Consider the following 15,675-nt stretch of genomic DNA (forward strand, 5'->3'; position numbering starts at 1 on the left):
CATGCAAGCGGTGAACTCGTCTATTAAGAATTGTTAACGAAATCAAGACACCGCGCCGTAGGGCCGGCGCGGCGGGATCGATTGCGAGGAAATTCGCCTATTTTTCGGGAATGAGACCGCGTGGGCTGAACCTGAGAACAATCAGCAAGATCAGTCCCATCGTGAACAGGCGCATATGAGCGGCACTATCGATCAGATGCGCCTTGAGCGCGCTGCCATCCGGCATTCCCACCGTGATCAGGTTCATCAGCCACAGGCCGATGGGTTCGACCTGCACCCACAGGAACCAGATCAGGAAAGCCCCAAGAACGGCTCCGAAATTGTTGCCTGAGCCGCCGACGATCACCATGACCCAGACAAGGAAGGTGAACCGTAGCGGATTGTATGTGCCCGGTGTCAACTGCCCGTCCAGCGTCGTCATCATTGCACCTGCGATACCGCAAATGGCCGAGCCCAGGACGAAGATTTGCAGGTGACGGCGGGTGACGTCTTTGCCCATCGCTTCGGCAGCAACTTCGTTGTCGCGAATGGCACGCATCATGCGGCCCCAAGGGCTTTTCAGGGCCATCTGCGCCATCCACAGCAAGACAAGCAAGACGATCATGAACAGCAGCGAATAACCCAGCTTGACTGACAAGGTTGAGGCCGTGACCGGATCGATGCCCAACCACTCGGCCCGAGCAAGAAAGCCCGGATCTTGCTGCAACTCGACCTCATACCCTACAACCGGCGAAGGGCGCGGTATGCCGTAGACATTCTTGACCCCGCGGGCCAACCAGTCTTCGTTTTTCATGATGGCGATGATGATTTCGGCGATACCCAGCGTGGCAATCGCCAGATAGTCCGACCGCAAGCCCAGCGCGGTCTTGCCGATCAACCATGCAGCCCCGGCGGCCAGCAACCCGCCGGCGGGCCAGGCCAACAGAACCGGTAGGTTCAGGCCGCCGATATTCCCTGCGATCGCGGGATCGATTTCCTCGATGGCCGCAACATTCGGATCAAAGATCGCGCGATAGATGAAGAACCCACCAATCAAAATGGCGATGATTGCCAGCGTCCGCACGCGTCCGGCAGCCATCTTCTGGGCGGTCATAACGGCGGCGACAACGGTTGCCGCGCCCAGCAACAGCGCCAGAATGACGCCAAAGCCACCACCGGTCCACGCCCCAGGTGTCGGTGGGGTCGAAACCAGCACAACCGCCAACCCGCCAAGCGCGACAAAGCCCATGACACCGACGTTGAACAGGCCCGCAAAGCCCCATTGAAGGTTCACGCCAATGGACATGATGGCCGAGATCAGGCCCATGTTCAGGATCAGGATTGCCGCATTCCAGCTTTGGGTGAAACCGGTCAGAAGGATGAGCCCGCCGACGACAACGAAAAGCAGCGTGTTTTTGGCAGTCTCGGTCATACCACTTTCCCTTTGAACAGGCCTGTCGGCTTAAACAGAAGCACGATCAGCAGGATGACGAAGCTGACGGCGAATTTGTAATCGGTGGATAGAAGCTGAACCAAGCCCGACGGTTCAAGGTTTTCAGGTGCCAGGTAGGTCAGCACCTTTTTCCAGGCATAGGTGATCGTGACCTCGGAGAAGGCGATGATAAACCCGCCCGCAATGGCCCCGATCGGATTGCCAAGGCCACCCACGATGGCCGAGGCAAAGATCGGCAGCAGAAGCTGGAAATAGACGAAGGGCTTGAAGCTTTTGTCGAGGCCGTACAGCACACCCGCTGTCGTCGCCAGCGCAGCAACGATGATCCATGTGATCATCACCACCCGCTCGGGGTTGATGCCCGACAGCAGTGCCAGATCCTCGTTATCCGAATAAGCGCGCATCGACTTGCCGGTGCGCGTTTTGTTCAGAAACCAGAACAGCAGCACCACGGCAACGACGGCCACAATCACGGTAATGCCCTGAGAGGTCTTGATCGCCAGCCCCTCACGCAGCCCGGTCATCGCCTTGAAATCCCGCGCCGAGACGATGAACCGTGCCCCGTCCGAGAAACGCTGGTCATCCGGCCCGATGACGAACCGCACCAACCCGTTCATGATGAACATCACGCCCATCGATACGATCACCAGAATGACAGGTTTGGCCTTTTGTTCCCGGTAGAACCTGTACACGAGCCGGTCGGTGATCAGCACCAGAACGATACAGCCCAGAATGGCAAAGGGCAGGGCCAGCAGAGCGGTCGGCAGCGGCCCGAAACTGACCCCTGCGGCTTGCAGGCCCCATGTGACCAGCACGGCGATCATCGCGCCAAAGGCCATTGTATCGCCATGCGCAAAGTTCGAGAACCGCAGGATGCCATAGATCAGCGTCACCCCCAGAGCGCCCAGCGCCAACTGGCTGCCATAGGCGATTGCGGGAACAAGTACGAAGTTGGAGAGCGCCACAAAGGCGTTGAGGAAGTCCATATTACTTACCATACTCCGGGCAGATTATTTTGATCGTTTCAAACCGCGATGCGGTGCTGTCTTCTTTCTCATACAGCTTGAACCAAAAATCCCGCTCTTCCCAAAGATCCCACAACTCCTGTTCGCTCCCCACATTGGCTTCGAATACAAATGCATAAAACTGTTCGTCGTAAGGCGAGACTTGCTTGCCGGAAAGCCAATCCTCGAGCCGAAATTCTTTTGGTTCGCCAACTTCAAAATTGTAACGATACCAGATGGGAAGAGGGAATCGTTTGTTCGGATAGCTAGGTAGGTCTATCCAGGCAATTTTCTCCACGCCTTTTATCCTGCCATTCGGGTCTGCGTAGTTTTCCGGTGACAGAGGTGCCATCTGCACGACAGTTGAAAATATCAGCTCAGTTTCTTCGTTGGTTTGGGCGCATAGGTTTTGAAGATCGCATTTTTCAACAACGATACAGTCATAAATCTCAAGATCACTAACCGGGCCGGTAAACGCTGATACCGACAGGGGGAGTAGCGAGAACCCCAACGCGCATAAGGTCTTGAACATCCTCACCCCCCCAAGAAACTCTTACGCACTTCGGGATCGGCCAGCAGTTCCTTGCCCGTACCGGAATAGGCGTTCCGCCCCTGAACCAGCACGTATCCCTTGTCCGCGATCTCCAACGCCTGACGGGCGTTTTGTTCGACCATCAGGATCGGCAGGCCAGTTCGGGAAACCTCGATGATCCGGTCGAACAGCTCATCCATCACGATGGGCGAGACCCCAGCGGTCGGCTCGTCCAGCATCAGCACCTTGGGCTGGGTCATCAGCGCGCGGCCCACAGCGACCTGTTGGCGCTGGCCGCCCGACAGCTCTCCGGCAGCTTGGTTGCGTTTGTCACGCAGGATGGGGAACAGATCATAGACCTGCTCCATCGTCTGGCTGATATCGTCGCGGCGGATGAAAGCGCCCATCTCAAGGTTCTCTTCCACCGTCATCGAGGTGAAGATGTTCGAGGTTTGCGGCACAAACCCCATCCCGCGCATCACGCGATCCTGCGGGGTGAGCGTGGTGATGTCCTCACCATCGAGCCGCACCGCGCCGGAGCGGACATCCAGCATCCCGAACACGGCTTTCATTGCGGTGGATTTGCCCGCACCGTTGGGGCCGACGATCACCGCAATCTCACCCTTGTCGACAGCGATAGTGCAGTCATGCAGGATGTCCGGACCCTTGCCGTAGCCGCCGGTCATGGTGTCGCCGATCAGGAAGGGGCCGCCCTCGACCTTGTGTGTCTCACCGCTTTTGCGATGGGCGGGGGTCATTGTGCCGGCGCCGTGCGGGTTGGTGATCGAGGCGTCCTTGTTGCCCTTGTCGTCATGGTAAGGGTTGTCAGTCACGCCCCGGCCTCCAACTTGTCTTTGTTCTTCAGGCCGGTGCCCAGATAGGCCTCGATCACGTGCTCATTGGCCTTGATCTCGTCCAGAGTGCCTTCGGCCAACACTTTGCCCTCGGCCATACAAATGACCGGGTCGCAGATCTTACCGATGAAATCCATGTCATGCTCGATGACGACGAAGGTATAGCCGCGTTCCTTGTTCAGACGCAGGATCGTATCGCCAATGGTCATTAGCAGGGTGCGGTTCACGCCCGCGCCGACCTCGTCCAGAAACACGATTTTGGCATCCACCATCATCGTGCGACCAAGCTCCAGCAGTTTCTTTTGCCCGCCCGAGACCTGACCCGCCTTGTGGTCGGCCAAATGTTCGATGGTCAGGAATTCCAGCACCTCGTCGGCCTTTGCGCGCAGCGCGCGTTCTTCATCGGCGATGCGCTTGCGGCCGAACCATGTGTTCCACAGCGTTTCACCCGATTGCGCACCGGGTACCATCATCAGATTCTCACGGCAGGACATCGACGAAAACTCATGCGCGATCTGGAACGTGCGCAGCAGGCCCTTGTGAAACAGCTCATGCGGGGGCAGGCCGGTGATATCCTCACCATCCATCAACACCTTGCCGCTGGTCGGTGGCAGAACGCCTGCGATGACATTGAACAGAGTGGTTTTTCCGGCCCCGTTCGGCCCAATCAGACCGGTGATCGAGCCCTTTTGGATCTCCAGCGATGCCCCGTCCACCGCATGAAACCCGCCGAAATGCTTGTGCACGTCTTCGACGACGATCATCTTTTCCCCCAGCCGCCGTTGTCGGCGTTGTTGCCCCATCCCTGTATGAAGGGTGCGGCCTTTTGTCATTGAAACAGCCCGGACACAAGGCCCGGGCTGTTTGTTTTTATGACTGTTAACCGCGGATCAACGGAAGTTGACGGTCTTGTTCTCGCCGTCGGTAACTTCGATCTCACGATACGAGCCCGCGCTTTCGCCGGGGCCGATCAGCTCAACACCCGATGCGCCGACATAGTCGATGTCCTGACCTGCAGCCAGCAATTCGAGACCCTTGGCCAGCTCACCGGGATAGATTTTTTCGCCCGGAGCGTTGGCGACGTCCATAATCTTGGCGCCATACTCTGCCGGGCTGGTCGAGCCTGCAGCCTGCATCGCCAGCATGAACAGCGCAGCTGCGTCATAGCTTTCCGGCGAGTAGGGCGAGGAGCCGTCGAACCCGGCGGCTTCGGCCATGGCAAAGTACTTTTCAGCCCCTTCACCACCCGAACCGGCGATCTGACCGAACGAGCCGTTCAGGTCAGGGCCGACATTCGAGGGCAGCGAGTCACCGATCATGCCGCCGGGCAGACCGAATGTGTCAAACGCACCACTGTCCAGTGCCGATTGGATGATGCCCAGACCACCCTGATCCAGATAGCCCGCGACAACCAGAATGTCGCCACCGGCCGAGGCCAGCGCGCCCACTTCGGCCGAATAGTCGGCCTTGCCGTCTTCGTGCGCCGCGACGATAGTGACTTCGCCACCCGATGCCTCGAACGAGGACTGGATCGCGTCTGCCAGACCCTTGCCATAGTCGTTGTTGGTGTAGGTCAGAGCGATCGAGCTGATGCCACGGTCGTTCAGAATGTCGGCCATCACTTCACCTTCACGCGCGTCCGACGGGGCAGTGCGGAAGAACAGTCCGTTATCTTCCATGGTCGACAGGCCCGGAGAGGTGGCCGAAGGGGAGATCATGACCATGCCGTTCGGAATCGCGACGTTCTGCAGGATCGCGCCGGTCACGCCCGAGCAGTCGCCGCCGATGATACCGGCAACGCCGTCTGCGATCATGCGCTCACCGTTCGAAGTGGCCAGACCATTGTCGATACAGCCTGTATCGGCGCGCGATGCAGTCACTTTGGCACCGTCCAGCAGTTTGCCGGATTCGGTCACTTCGGCCATTGCCATCTCTGCGCCCGAACCCATCGCCGGAGCCAGAGATTCAATTGGCCCGGTGAAGCCGAACAGAACGCCCAGAGTGATGTCTTCGGCCAGCGCCGGACCAGCCAGCAGAGCGGATGCTGCAGTTGCAGTAAGCAGCTTTTTCATATGGTTACTCCCTGTTGTGAACGTAATCGTTCTGGGCACGACCCTAGGCAAGGCATTCAAAAAAGAAAAGTCCTAACGCAACTGTGTTTTTACGGCTCACAATCCTATTTGTTTTGATAGGTTTGTCGCCTTTCGCGGCAAGATAAACACAGTGAGGGAGGGCACCATGCTCCGAGCTTTCGCGATTCTGTTCCTGACCGGTTGCGCAAGTCTGGTCAGCGCCGACGTGCTGCAGACATCCGCCGGTGCGGTCCGCGTGGACAAGATGGCCGAAGGGTTGGACACGCCATGGGCCATCGGGTTGTTGCCGGGGGGCGGGTTTCTGATCACCGAGCGGGACGGAGAGCTTCTGTTCATCAATGACGGCTCATCAAAGCGCGTCAGGGGCGTGCCGAAAGTGGCCGCGAACGGGCAGGGCGGTTTGCTGGACGTCACGGTCGCGCGAGACTTTGCGCAAAGCCGTGAGATATTCCTGACCTTCTCGAAACCTCAGAGCGGGGGTGCAGGCACCGCTGTGGCCGTCGCCCGTCTGTCAGAAAGCGGGAACCGGCTGACCAACCTGCGCGTGATCTTCGAGGCCATACCGGGCGGAAGCGGTGGTCGTCATTTCGGCAGTCGTGTGGTCGAGGCGCAGGATGGCCGGTTATTCTTCACCATTGGGGATCGGGGCGACCGTCCGCAGGCGCAGGACACGTCGAACCATATGGGCACGGTGATCCGCATCAACCGGGACGGCTCGGTTCCGGCGGACAATCCGTTTGTGGGGCAAGCAGGTGCCAGGCCCGAAATCTGGTCATACGGTCATCGAAATCCGCAAGGGGCCGGGTTGGATGCCCGCGGACGTCTGTGGGTGTCAGAACATGGTGCGCGTGGGGGAGATGAGGTTAATCTTGTTAAGCCCGGCGCGAACTATGGCTGGCCGGTGATCTCATACGGCCTGCATTATTCGGGCAAAAAGATTGGTGAAGGGACCGCAAAACAGGGGCTCGAACAGCCACAGCATTACTGGGACCCGTCCATCGCTCCGTCCGGCCTGCTGGTCTATTCGGGCAAGCTTTGGCCGGAATGGAAAGGGGACATCTTTGTAGGGTCGCTGAAGTTCGATTATATTTCGCGCTTGTCGGGCAATCCGTTGCAAGAGGTTGAGCAGATCAAAGGCCCGGAAACGGAACGCGTCCGCGATATTGTCGAGGCTGCGGATGGCTCGATTTGGTTCATTTCTGTAGGCGAGGGGGCAATATTCCGGCTTTCTCCTGACAGATAGGGGTCCGGTTTCAATCCTTGACTGTTGGTTCTGAACCGGGCTTGATCTGGGACTTCGGAACCATATCAATCCATGTCAGGGAGCGCTCCATTGCGCGATTTCTCGATAGAACTGTGTCAAAGCCTGCCGGATCGGGAAGAGCTGAACGGCATCCTGTCTCAGTACTATGCGTTGATTGTTGAGCGTATGACGGCAATGGGGTTTGATATTGACCCGGCTGTTCCGCAAAGCGCGTTGGCCGAGTTTTGGGCGCGGTCGGATGACTATCTGCCGCCGAACGGCTGCCTTGTGCTGGCCAGAAACCACGCGGGCCAGATCATTGGCTGCGGTATGATGAAACGGCTGGATCAGAGCACCGGGGAATTGAAACGGATGTTCGTCACAGAATCCGCACGCGGCACAGGTGCGGGGCGCGCCATGGTTCAAGCCCGAGAGGAGGCGGCCCGAGCGCTGGGGCTAAAACGCATTGTGGCCGACACGCTTACACCGAATGTCGAGATGCGAAACCTGTACCCGAAACTCGGATTCGTCGAACTGTCCGAACCTATTGAGACGACAACCTATCTGGACCAACCCATGCTGAGACCACACCTGCATTATTTTGCAAAGAACCTGTGAATCTGCGTCAGACCGAAAGCCGCCCGGCCTGCGCCCCGCGTTCGCGGTAGGGCGTTGTGTTGTAATGCGCCCGGTAACATTTCGAGAAATGGCTGGGCGACGCAAAGCCACAGGCTAGCGCCACATTGATGACGCTCATATCCGTTTGCATCAGCAGGTTGCGTGCCTTGTGCAGGCGCAATTCCATGTAATACCGCTTGGGTGACCGGCTCAGGTACCGGCGGAACAGACGCTCAAGCTGCCGCGTCGACATTCCCACATCCTTGGCCAGAACGGATGGCGAGATTGGCTCTTCGATGTTCTTTTCCATCATCATGATGACCTGGCTCAGCTTGGGATGCCGCACCCCGATACGCGTCGGGGTCGACAGGCGCTGGGTGTCCTGATCCGTGCGGATCGAGGAATAGATCATCTGATCCGCAACCGCATTTGCCAAATCCTCACCATAATCGTCTGCGATTATCTTCAACATCAGGTCGATCGAAGATGTACCGCCAGCCGTCGTCATGCGGTTGCCGTCGATCAGGAAAACGGATTTCGTAAGCTCGACCGTATCAAATTCCTCGGCAAAACTGTCGGAGTTTTCCCAGTGAATGGTGGCTTTCTTTCCATCCATCAAACCGGCTTTGGCCATTGTATACGCCGCCGTGCACAACCCGCCGATTTTCAGGCCCTTGCGCGCTTCGCGTCTCAACCAGTTCAGAATCCGTTTCGTGGTGGCGGTGTGAACGTCCACGCCGCCACAGACAATAATCACCTCGTCGCGCTGCAATTCCAGCAGGTCGCAATCGAGCTTGAATGTTGTGCCAGCCGAACACTTAACGACCTCACCACCTTCGCCCGACAGCTGCCAGGTATAAAGCTCGCGGTTGGCCATCCGGTTTGCAATGCGCAGGCTGTCCAGTGCCGACGCAAAGGACAAAAGGGAAAATTTGTCCAGAAGAACAAATACAAAATTATGTGGCTTGGCGTCGCTGTGGTCCACGGTGACAACTTGGCGTTGCTCTTGCATTGCGAACTGTCCTTGATTCGATGCGCACCGGAATTCTCGCGGTGGCGGATGTGCCTGCCAACATGCTCAAAGCTTGTTTGCGCAGTCAAGAGGGTCAAATCGGATATGGTCACTCTTCAAAGCATTTTGTATAGAGGCCACCTGAAATACCTCAGCGGAGATCAAGGCTATGACCGAATGGCAAAAAACGAACTGGCGCAACAAGCCCCGGGTTCAGATGCCAGACTATACCGACGCGGCCGCGTTGGTCAAAGTCGAGGCCCAGCTGTCGCAGTATCCCCCCCTGGTCTTTGCCGGCGAGGCGCGACGTCTCAAGCAACAATTGGGTGCTGCCGGGCGCGGTGAGGCATTCCTGCTTCAGGGCGGCGATTGCGCGGAAAGCTTTGAACAATTCAGTGCGGATGCGATCCGCGACACGTTCAAAGTGATGCTGCAGATGGCGATGGTGCTGACCTATGGCGCCAAGGTGCCGGTGGTCAAAGTGGGTCGCATGGCGGGCCAGTTTGCCAAACCGCGCAGTGCGCCGACCGAAGTGGTGGATGGCGTGGAACTGCCGAGCTACCGTGGTGATATCATCAACGAGCTGGACTTTACCCCCGAGGCCCGAATCCCCAATCCGGGCAAGATGCTGCAGGCTTATACGCAGGCTGCAGCAACGCTGAACCTGCTGCGCGCGTTCTCGACCGGTGGGTTTGCCGATATGAGCATGGTGCATTCGTGGACCCTTGGTTTTGCGGATGAACAGGACGTTCAGAAATACTCGGAAATCGCGGACCGGATTCAGGACACGATCGATTTCATGGGGGCAGCCGGTATCACAGCGGATACCACCCACGAATTCTCGACTGTGGAGTTTTACACCAGCCATGAAGGTCTGTTGCTGGAGTATGAAGAAGCGCTGACCCGACTGGATTCGACATCGGGTAACTGGCTTGCGGGCTCTGGCCACATGATCTGGATTGGTGACCGCACCCGTCAGCCTGACGGCGCGCATGTCGAGTTCTGCCGGGGTGTGCTGAACCCGATCGGCATGAAATGCGGTCCCACGACCAGCGCAGAGGACCTCAAGGTTCTGATGTCCAAGTTGAACCCGGACAACGAAGAAGGTCGCCTTACCCTGATCGCGCGCTTTGGTGCGGGTAAGGCGGGTGAGCACCTGCCGCGCCTGATCAAGGCCGTCAAAGAAGAAGGTGCCAATGTTACATGGGTCTGCGATCCGATGCATGGCAATACGATCAAATCGGCTACGGGCTACAAGACTCGTCCGTTTGATTCGGTTCTGCGCGAAGTCCGCGACTTCTTCGGCGTGCATCAGGCCGAAGGCACCATCCCCGGTGGCGTGCATTTCGAAATGACCGGGTTGGACGTCACTGAATGCACGGGTGGCGTGCGTGCGGTGACCGAAGAGGACCTGTCAGACCGGTACCACACCGCCTGCGATCCGCGTCTGAACGCGACCCAATCGCTGGAGCTGGCCTTCTTGGTGGCCGAAGAATTGACCCAACTGCGTGGGGGACGCACCAAGCGCGTTGCCAGCTAAGGTCGACTGACAAATATTGGTAAAGGCGGGTCTTGTGCCCGCCTTTTTCGTTTGTCGATCAGTCGTCCCGGGATGACACAAGTTTAAGATGACCGCGCTGGGGCCGAAACGCGCTTTGCTCTTCTGCAAATCCAGCTGCGTCCTGCAACACAGGGTGCGGCGGCTGGCGAATGCCAGATACCGGGCGAATGGCACTGTCTGAAATACGGAACCTGCGCGGGGTCATCCCGATTGCGCCGTCACTGACGAAAACACCCAAGGCCCGGCTTACATCACCCAGATCGCTTTTCAAGGGCAACAGGATCATCCGCGCCTGCAATTGCGTGCGACCGATTTTGCCTTTGGACACAAGGCCCAACTCGGCAACGGCCGGCGCGGAAAAGACATTGTTGAGATGTTCGGTCACTGCGTCGCGCGCCGGGGCTTCGAAAAAGGATGTCAAAGGCATGCCCCGCACCTCCATTCCCGCAAGCGCGTTCAAATGGCGCCCGGCCAGACGAAACCGGGCCAGACCCGGTGCGATCCGCTCCAGTATGAATGTGTATTGCAGAATATTCTCTAACCCACGCGGGTCGATCTGGGATCGCATCGGCACTTCGTTGCCGTTGAGCAAAGCGGTCCAGTAGGCCTCGGCCTGACGGATGGGGGCCACGCTGCGTCCATTGTCAAAACGGTCCATTGCGACGATCTTTCCAAATCCCTGGCCCGATCCGAACCCGAAAAAGGTTTTCATTTCATCACCCTAACGTCTTTCCGTCGCGATTTTCCTAAAATGCCACATAACGGGCAGAGCTGCGACACACCAACCTCTGTGACAGACAGAATGACACGGGGTAGCTCTATTTTGGAGCAATTCATTAACGATTGGTTAACGCGGCCTGCGACCGGCGGGAATCAGCAAGGACTTGCCCCGACTGAGCGGATGGCATTAGGTGCGGCAAGCGGTACGGGGACCGTTGAAGAAGGAAAGGGCAGGTATGATCAGATCCATGACCGGGTTCGCCTCGGGCAAAGGTGCATTCGGTGCATACAGCTGGGCATGGGAGCTGCGCAGCGTGAACGGCAAAGGGCTGGACATGCGCGTCCGCGCACCTGATTGGCTGACCGGCCTTGAAGCTGCTTTGCGGGCGGACATGTCCAAGGCGCTTGGCCGAGGCAATGTCACGCTCTCCTTGCGGCTCACGCGTGAAGAGGCTGTGACCGAGATACAACTGAATACCACAGCCATGCAGGCCGCCTTGAATGCGGTCGCGCAGACCGAGGCGATGGCGGCCCGGCAAGGTGTCACCCTTGCGCCATCTTCGGCCAGCGACTTGCTGGGCCTCAAGGGTATGCTGGAGGCGGGCAGCGATGACGAGGACATCACGCCTCTGGTCGCGCAGCTGAAGGCTGAGTTTTCCGACCTGCTGGCGGCATTTCTCGACATGCGCCAGACCGAGGGCGCATCGTTGGCCAATATTCTGGGGGAACAATTGCGGCGGATTGCCGAACTGACAGAACAGGCCGCCGCGCTGGCGGAAAAGCGACGGGATGAAACCGCCAAATCCCTGCGCGACAATCTTGCGCGTGTGTTGGACAATGCGCAGGGCGCGGACCCTGACAGGGTGGCGCAGGAGCTGGCGCTGATCGCGGTCAAGGCGGACATCACCGAAGAAACTGACCGGCTCGCCGCGCATGTCGAGGCCGCAAAAGCACTGCTGACCCAGGATGGTCCGGTCGGGCGCAAGCTGGATTTCCTGATGCAGGAATTCAATCGCGAGGCCAACACGCTGTGCTCGAAATCTCAGAACGCCGATCTGACCGCGGTGGGTTTGGACCTGAAAGCGGTGATTGATCAGATGCGTGAACAAGTGCAGAACGTGGAATAAAGACAGGAGCCAAAACATGGCAGATCGCCGAGGCCTACTTATTATTCTGTCCTCACCTTCGGGCGCGGGTAAATCCACTCTGGCCCGACGGCTGATGCGTTGGGATTCCGAACTGGAATTCTCGATCTCGGCCACAACCCGTGCGCCACGTCCGGGCGAAGAAGACGGGCGAGAATATTACTTTCTGACCGAGGACGCCTTCAGACAGCAAGTGGCTGACGGGCAGATGCTGGAACACGCGCACGTGTTTGGCAATTTCTACGGCTCGCCCGCCGGACCGGTACGCGAGTCTATCAACACGGGTCGGGATGTTTTGTTCGATGTGGACTGGCAGGGCGAGGTGCAGATTCGCAATTCCGATCTGGGTAAGCATGCGCTGTCGATTTTCATCCTGCCGCCCTCGATCCCCGAGCTGCGCCGCAGGCTGGAGAGCCGGGGGCAGGACAGTGAAGAGGTGATCGCAAAGCGGATGCTCAAAAGCTGGGACGAGATCAGCCACTGGGGCTATTACGACTATGTTCTGATCAACGACGATCTGGACGCGACCGAAGACAAATTGAAAACCATTGTCAGCGCCGAGCGGATGCGCCGCATTCAGCAACCGCGCCTGCAGTCTCATATCCGCAAGCTGCAAAACGAGTTCGAGGGGATTTCATGACAATATACGCTCTGGGCCAGGACGCACCCGAATTGCATGAAGACACTTGGGTGGCCCCCGATGCCAACCTGATCGGCAAGGTGGTTCTCGAGGCCGGGGCCTCGGTTTGGTTTGGTTGCACCATCCGGGCAGATCACGAAGAGATCCGCGTGGGCGCGGGCAGCAATGTGCAGGAAAACTGCGTGATGCATATTGATGCCGGTTTTCCGCTGACCATCGGCTCCAATTGCACCATCGGCCACAAGGTGATGTTACATGGCTGCACCATTGGCGATAACTCGTTGATCGGGATGGGTGCCATCATTCTGAACGGCGCTCGGATTGGCCGAAATTGCCTGATCGGGGCAGGGGCGCTGATCACGGAAGGCAAAGAGATTCCCGACAATTCTTTGGTCATGGGATCCCCGGGTAAAGTCGTGCGGCAATTGGACGATGCGGCGGCGCAGCGCATCACCTTCAGCGCGCTGCATTATCAGGATAATATGCGAAAGTTCCGCACCACTCTGAAACCGGTCACTACCTAGCAGGAAAGCGTCCGCTATGTCAGAGGAATTACTTGCCGAAATCGTTTCGGCGGTTCCGATGCCCGCCCTGATCGTTGATCAGACAGAACGCATTATTGCCGCCAACACCGATGCCCGCACATTGTTGGGGCAGAGCATACAAGGTCGCCATTTCGCCACGATCCTGCGCCAGCCGCAGGTGATCGAAACGCTGGAAAAATGCCTGGGAACCAAGGAGAGTGCCAGAACGCGACATCTGTCCAGCGATGGCGCTCAGGATACCACCTTCGAAGTTGAGTGCCGGTATATGAACGGCGTAGGTACGGTGGCGGGCGGTGCAGTAATGATCACATTTCAGGATGTCACGCATCTTGAGCAAGCCGGTCAGATGCGACGTGATTTCGTCGCCAATGTCAGCCACGAATTGCGCACACCGCTGACCGCATTGATGGGCTTTATTGAAACACTTCGGGGGCCTGCCCGCGACGATGCCAATGCTCGCGAACGGTTCCTGCAGATCATGACCGATGAGGCCAACCGCATGAACCGGCTGGTCGGTGACCTGTTGTCGCTGAATCGTGTGGAAAGCGAAGAGCGCGTTCGTCCGCGCGAGCAGCTGGAACTGGTCGGGCTGCTACAGTCGACGCTGAACTCACTAAAACCGCTGGCCGACGACGCGTCTGTGGTTCTGCAAATGAATGCGCCAAGTGGACCCGTTCTGCTGCCCGGCGACAGCGATCAGTTGCGCCAGGTGTTCACAAACCTGATCGAGAATGGAATCAAATATGGCGGTAGCGGCGGACGTGTCGAGGTGAGGGTGATCCCATCAGACCGTGACACGGCGATGCGGGGACCGTCGGTCCGGGTGCAGATTGTCGATCAGGGACCGGGCATCGACGCCGTTCATCTGCCCCGCCTGACCGAACGATTCTATCGCGCCGACAGTCACAGATCACGAGAGCTTGGCGGGACCGGTTTAGGGCTGGCGATTGTGAAACATATCGTGAATCGGCACAGAGGTCGGCTGCGAGTCGACAGCGAGCTGGGCGAGGGCGCGGTTTTTACTGTCATTCTTCCGCGTTAGGCGGGGCGCCCGAAGTTTCAGTGGCCGTGCTGCGTTAACGTTTTCCCTGCGTTATCTAAAGTTTTTTTCACACTGTCATGAAACCGTTACATACCTGTCACAAAAGGCTTACGCGCGGTCCTTAGGGGTGCCCGCAAGATCATCATGGGGGTGATCAAAACCAATTTTCTCAAGGAGACTGTGATGTCCTTTGTAAAACTGTCGGCTTCGGCCCTTTCCATCGCTGCTGTTTCGGCCACTGCTGCTGCGGCCCGTGATCAGGTACAGGTTGCCGGTTCTTCGACCGTTCTGCCCTACGCTTCGATTGTTGCCGAAGCCTTCGGTGAAAACTTTGACTTCCCGACCCCGGTTGTTGAATCCGGTGGTTCGTCGGCTGGTCTCAAGCGGTTTTGCGAAGGCGTTGGTGAAAACACCATCGACGTCGCAAACGCGTCGCGCCAGATCCGCGAAAAAGAAATCAAGGCCTGTGCCGACGCTGGCGTGACCGACATCATCGAAGTGCAGATCGGTTATGACGGCATCGTTTTCGCATCCGACATCAACGGCAACTCGTTCGAGTTCACGCCGGATGACTGGTACAAAGCGCTTTCCGCTCAGATCGTTGTTGACGGCCAGCTGGTCGACAACCCGAACAAGACCTGGGCCGACGTAAACCCGAACTTCCCGGCGCAGCCGATCGCGGCTTACATCCCGGGCACCAAGCACGGCACCCGTGAAGTGTTCGAAGACAAAGTGATCCTGGCTGGCTGCGAGCACACCGGTGACTTTGACGCCTACAAAGTGGCCAATGGCGACGACAAGAAAGCCGCTGAAAAGGCTTGCATCGCGCTGCGCACCGACGGCGTGTCGGTGGACATCGACGGCGACTACACCGAAACGCTGGCTCGTATCGACAGCAACAAAGACGGCATCGGCGTCTTTGGTCTGGCCTTTTACGAGAACAACACCGACAAGCTGCAGGTTGCAACCATGTCCGGTATCGTTCCTTCGACCGAGTCGATTGCAACCGGTGAATACCCTGTCTCTCGCCCGCTGTTCTTCTACGTGAAGAAAGCGCATATCGGCGTGATCCCCGGCCTGAAAGAATATGCCGAGTTCTTCGTCGCGGACGAGATCGCAGGCCCCGATGGCCCGCTGGCTGAATATGGCCTGGTTTCTGACCCAGAGCTGATCAAGGTTCAGGAAGCCGTTGCGAACGAGACCGTTCTGGGCGGCGGCTCCTGATCTCTCTTGC

Annotated in this window: 16 protein-coding genes; 8 read left to right on the forward strand and 8 right to left on the reverse strand. The window is 58.1% G+C overall.

Annotated features, from left to right (window positions below; genetic code table 11):
• Positions 1-97: 97 nt before the first annotated feature.
• From ACR0K4_RS10895 to ACR0K4_RS10920, 6 genes are all read right to left on the reverse strand, one after another.
• Complete coding sequence (locus ACR0K4_RS10895) at positions 98-1,411, reverse strand: branched-chain amino acid ABC transporter permease (protein ID WP_480853967.1); 1,314 nt, start codon at positions 1,409-1,411, stop codon at positions 98-100.
• On the reverse strand, positions 1,408-2,418 hold the full coding sequence (locus ACR0K4_RS10900) for a branched-chain amino acid ABC transporter permease (protein ID WP_480853968.1): 1,011 nt from the start codon (positions 2,416-2,418) through the stop codon (positions 1,408-1,410). Before ACR0K4_RS10900 ends, ACR0K4_RS10895 begins: the two co-directional genes overlap by 4 nt.
• Before the next feature lies 1 nt (position 2,419).
• The gene (locus ACR0K4_RS10905; RefSeq protein WP_480853969.1) at positions 2,420-2,968 is read right to left on the reverse strand and encodes a hypothetical protein; all 549 of its coding nucleotides are present in this window, start codon (positions 2,966-2,968) and stop codon (positions 2,420-2,422) included.
• A gap of 2 nt (positions 2,969-2,970) precedes the next feature.
• Entirely contained in the window at positions 2,971-3,801 is an 831-nt protein-coding gene (locus ACR0K4_RS10910) for an ABC transporter ATP-binding protein (RefSeq protein WP_480853970.1), read from the reverse strand.
• Positions 3,798-4,586: an ABC transporter ATP-binding protein gene (locus ACR0K4_RS10915; protein WP_480853972.1), complete on the reverse strand. Its 789-nt coding sequence runs from the start codon at positions 4,584-4,586 to the stop codon at positions 3,798-3,800. Before ACR0K4_RS10915 ends, ACR0K4_RS10910 begins: the two co-directional genes overlap by 4 nt.
• Before the next feature lie 126 nt (positions 4,587-4,712).
• A complete protein-coding gene (locus ACR0K4_RS10920) occupies positions 4,713-5,894 on the reverse strand; it encodes an ABC transporter substrate-binding protein (RefSeq protein WP_480853974.1) in 1,182 nt (393 codons plus the stop codon).
• A 166-nt stretch (positions 5,895-6,060) separates the two neighbouring features.
• Between ACR0K4_RS10920 and ACR0K4_RS10925 the strand changes: the two genes are divergently transcribed.
• Together ACR0K4_RS10925 and ACR0K4_RS10930 are read left to right on the forward strand one after the other, a co-directional pair.
• Entirely contained in the window at positions 6,061-7,158 is a 1,098-nt protein-coding gene (locus ACR0K4_RS10925) for a PQQ-dependent sugar dehydrogenase (RefSeq protein WP_480853975.1), read from the forward strand.
• A gap of 90 nt (positions 7,159-7,248) precedes the next feature.
• On the forward strand, positions 7,249-7,776 hold the full coding sequence (locus ACR0K4_RS10930; RefSeq protein WP_480853976.1) for a GNAT family N-acetyltransferase: 528 nt from the start codon (positions 7,249-7,251) through the stop codon (positions 7,774-7,776).
• 7 nt (positions 7,777-7,783) lie between these two features.
• Here the strand turns inward: ACR0K4_RS10930 and ACR0K4_RS10935 are convergent, their stop codons facing one another.
• A complete protein-coding gene (locus ACR0K4_RS10935; RefSeq protein WP_480853977.1) occupies positions 7,784-8,788 on the reverse strand; it encodes a GlxA family transcriptional regulator in 1,005 nt (334 codons plus the stop codon).
• A gap of 169 nt (positions 8,789-8,957) precedes the next feature.
• Between ACR0K4_RS10935 and ACR0K4_RS10940 the strand changes: the two genes are divergently transcribed.
• Positions 8,958-10,328 (forward strand): class II 3-deoxy-7-phosphoheptulonate synthase, encoded by a 1,371-nt coding sequence (locus tag ACR0K4_RS10940; RefSeq protein WP_480853978.1) that lies wholly within the window; start codon positions 8,958-8,960, stop codon positions 10,326-10,328.
• Between the two features lie 58 nt (positions 10,329-10,386).
• Here the strand turns inward: ACR0K4_RS10940 and ACR0K4_RS10945 are convergent, their stop codons facing one another.
• Entirely contained in the window at positions 10,387-11,061 is a 675-nt protein-coding gene (locus ACR0K4_RS10945; RefSeq protein WP_480853979.1) for a PAS domain-containing protein, read from the reverse strand.
• 244 nt (positions 11,062-11,305) lie between these two features.
• Here ACR0K4_RS10945 and ACR0K4_RS10950 point away from each other — a divergent pair, with 244 nt between their 5' ends.
• The 5 genes from ACR0K4_RS10950 (at position 11,306) to ACR0K4_RS10970 (ending at position 15,665) form a co-directional block, all read left to right on the forward strand.
• Entirely contained in the window at positions 11,306-12,196 is an 891-nt protein-coding gene (locus ACR0K4_RS10950; protein WP_480853980.1) for a YicC/YloC family endoribonuclease, read from the forward strand.
• A gap of 16 nt (positions 12,197-12,212) precedes the next feature.
• On the forward strand, positions 12,213-12,854 hold the full coding sequence (gene gmk / locus ACR0K4_RS10955; RefSeq protein ID WP_480520438.1) for a guanylate kinase: 642 nt from the start codon (positions 12,213-12,215) through the stop codon (positions 12,852-12,854).
• Positions 12,851-13,378 carry a gamma carbonic anhydrase family protein gene (locus tag ACR0K4_RS10960; protein WP_480520436.1) on the forward strand — a complete coding sequence of 176 codons (528 nt, stop codon included), beginning with the start codon at positions 12,851-12,853 and terminating at the stop codon, positions 13,376-13,378. Before gmk ends, ACR0K4_RS10960 begins: the two co-directional genes overlap by 4 nt.
• A 16-nt stretch (positions 13,379-13,394) precedes the next feature.
• Complete coding sequence (locus tag ACR0K4_RS10965) at positions 13,395-14,441, forward strand: sensor histidine kinase (protein WP_480520435.1); 1,047 nt, start codon at positions 13,395-13,397, stop codon at positions 14,439-14,441.
• Positions 14,442-14,624: 183 nt separating this feature from the next.
• Positions 14,625-15,665 (forward strand): substrate-binding domain-containing protein, encoded by a 1,041-nt coding sequence (locus ACR0K4_RS10970; RefSeq protein WP_480853981.1) that lies wholly within the window; start codon positions 14,625-14,627, stop codon positions 15,663-15,665.
• Positions 15,666-15,675 lie beyond the last annotated feature (10 nt).

It is taken from the genome of Ruegeria sp. K11, assembly GCF_056531905.1.

Excerpts from the sequence above, each read along its gene's own strand:
- ACR0K4_RS10895 (WP_480853967.1), bottom strand. The coding sequence starts at position 1,411 with ATGACCGAGACTGCCAAAAACACGCTGCTTTTCGTTGTCGTCGGCGGG.
- ACR0K4_RS10900 (WP_480853968.1), bottom strand. The coding sequence starts at position 2,418 with ATGGACTTCCTCAACGCCTTTGTGGCGCTCTCCAACTTCGTACTTGTT.
- ACR0K4_RS10905 (WP_480853969.1), bottom strand. The coding sequence starts at position 2,968 with ATGTTCAAGACCTTATGCGCGTTGGGGTTCTCGCTACTCCCCCTGTCG.
- ACR0K4_RS10915 (WP_480853972.1), bottom strand. The coding sequence starts at position 4,586 with ATGATCGTCGTCGAAGACGTGCACAAGCATTTCGGCGGGTTTCATGCG.
- ACR0K4_RS10920 (WP_480853974.1), bottom strand. The coding sequence starts at position 5,894 with ATGAAAAAGCTGCTTACTGCAACTGCAGCATCCGCTCTGCTGGCTGGT.
- ACR0K4_RS10925 (WP_480853975.1), top strand. The coding sequence starts at position 6,061 with ATGCTCCGAGCTTTCGCGATTCTGTTCCTGACCGGTTGCGCAAGTCTG.
- ACR0K4_RS10935 (WP_480853977.1), bottom strand. The coding sequence starts at position 8,788 with ATGCAAGAGCAACGCCAAGTTGTCACCGTGGACCACAGCGACGCCAAG.
- ACR0K4_RS10940 (WP_480853978.1), top strand. The coding sequence starts at position 8,958 with ATGACCGAATGGCAAAAAACGAACTGGCGCAACAAGCCCCGGGTTCAG.
- ACR0K4_RS10945 (WP_480853979.1), bottom strand. The coding sequence starts at position 11,061 with ATGAAAACCTTTTTCGGGTTCGGATCGGGCCAGGGATTTGGAAAGATC.
- ACR0K4_RS10950 (WP_480853980.1), top strand. The coding sequence starts at position 11,306 with ATGATCAGATCCATGACCGGGTTCGCCTCGGGCAAAGGTGCATTCGGT.
- gmk (WP_480520438.1), top strand. The coding sequence starts at position 12,213 with ATGGCAGATCGCCGAGGCCTACTTATTATTCTGTCCTCACCTTCGGGC.
- ACR0K4_RS10960 (WP_480520436.1), top strand. The coding sequence starts at position 12,851 with ATGACAATATACGCTCTGGGCCAGGACGCACCCGAATTGCATGAAGAC.
- ACR0K4_RS10965 (WP_480520435.1), top strand. The coding sequence starts at position 13,395 with ATGTCAGAGGAATTACTTGCCGAAATCGTTTCGGCGGTTCCGATGCCC.
- ACR0K4_RS10970 (WP_480853981.1), top strand. The coding sequence starts at position 14,625 with ATGTCCTTTGTAAAACTGTCGGCTTCGGCCCTTTCCATCGCTGCTGTT.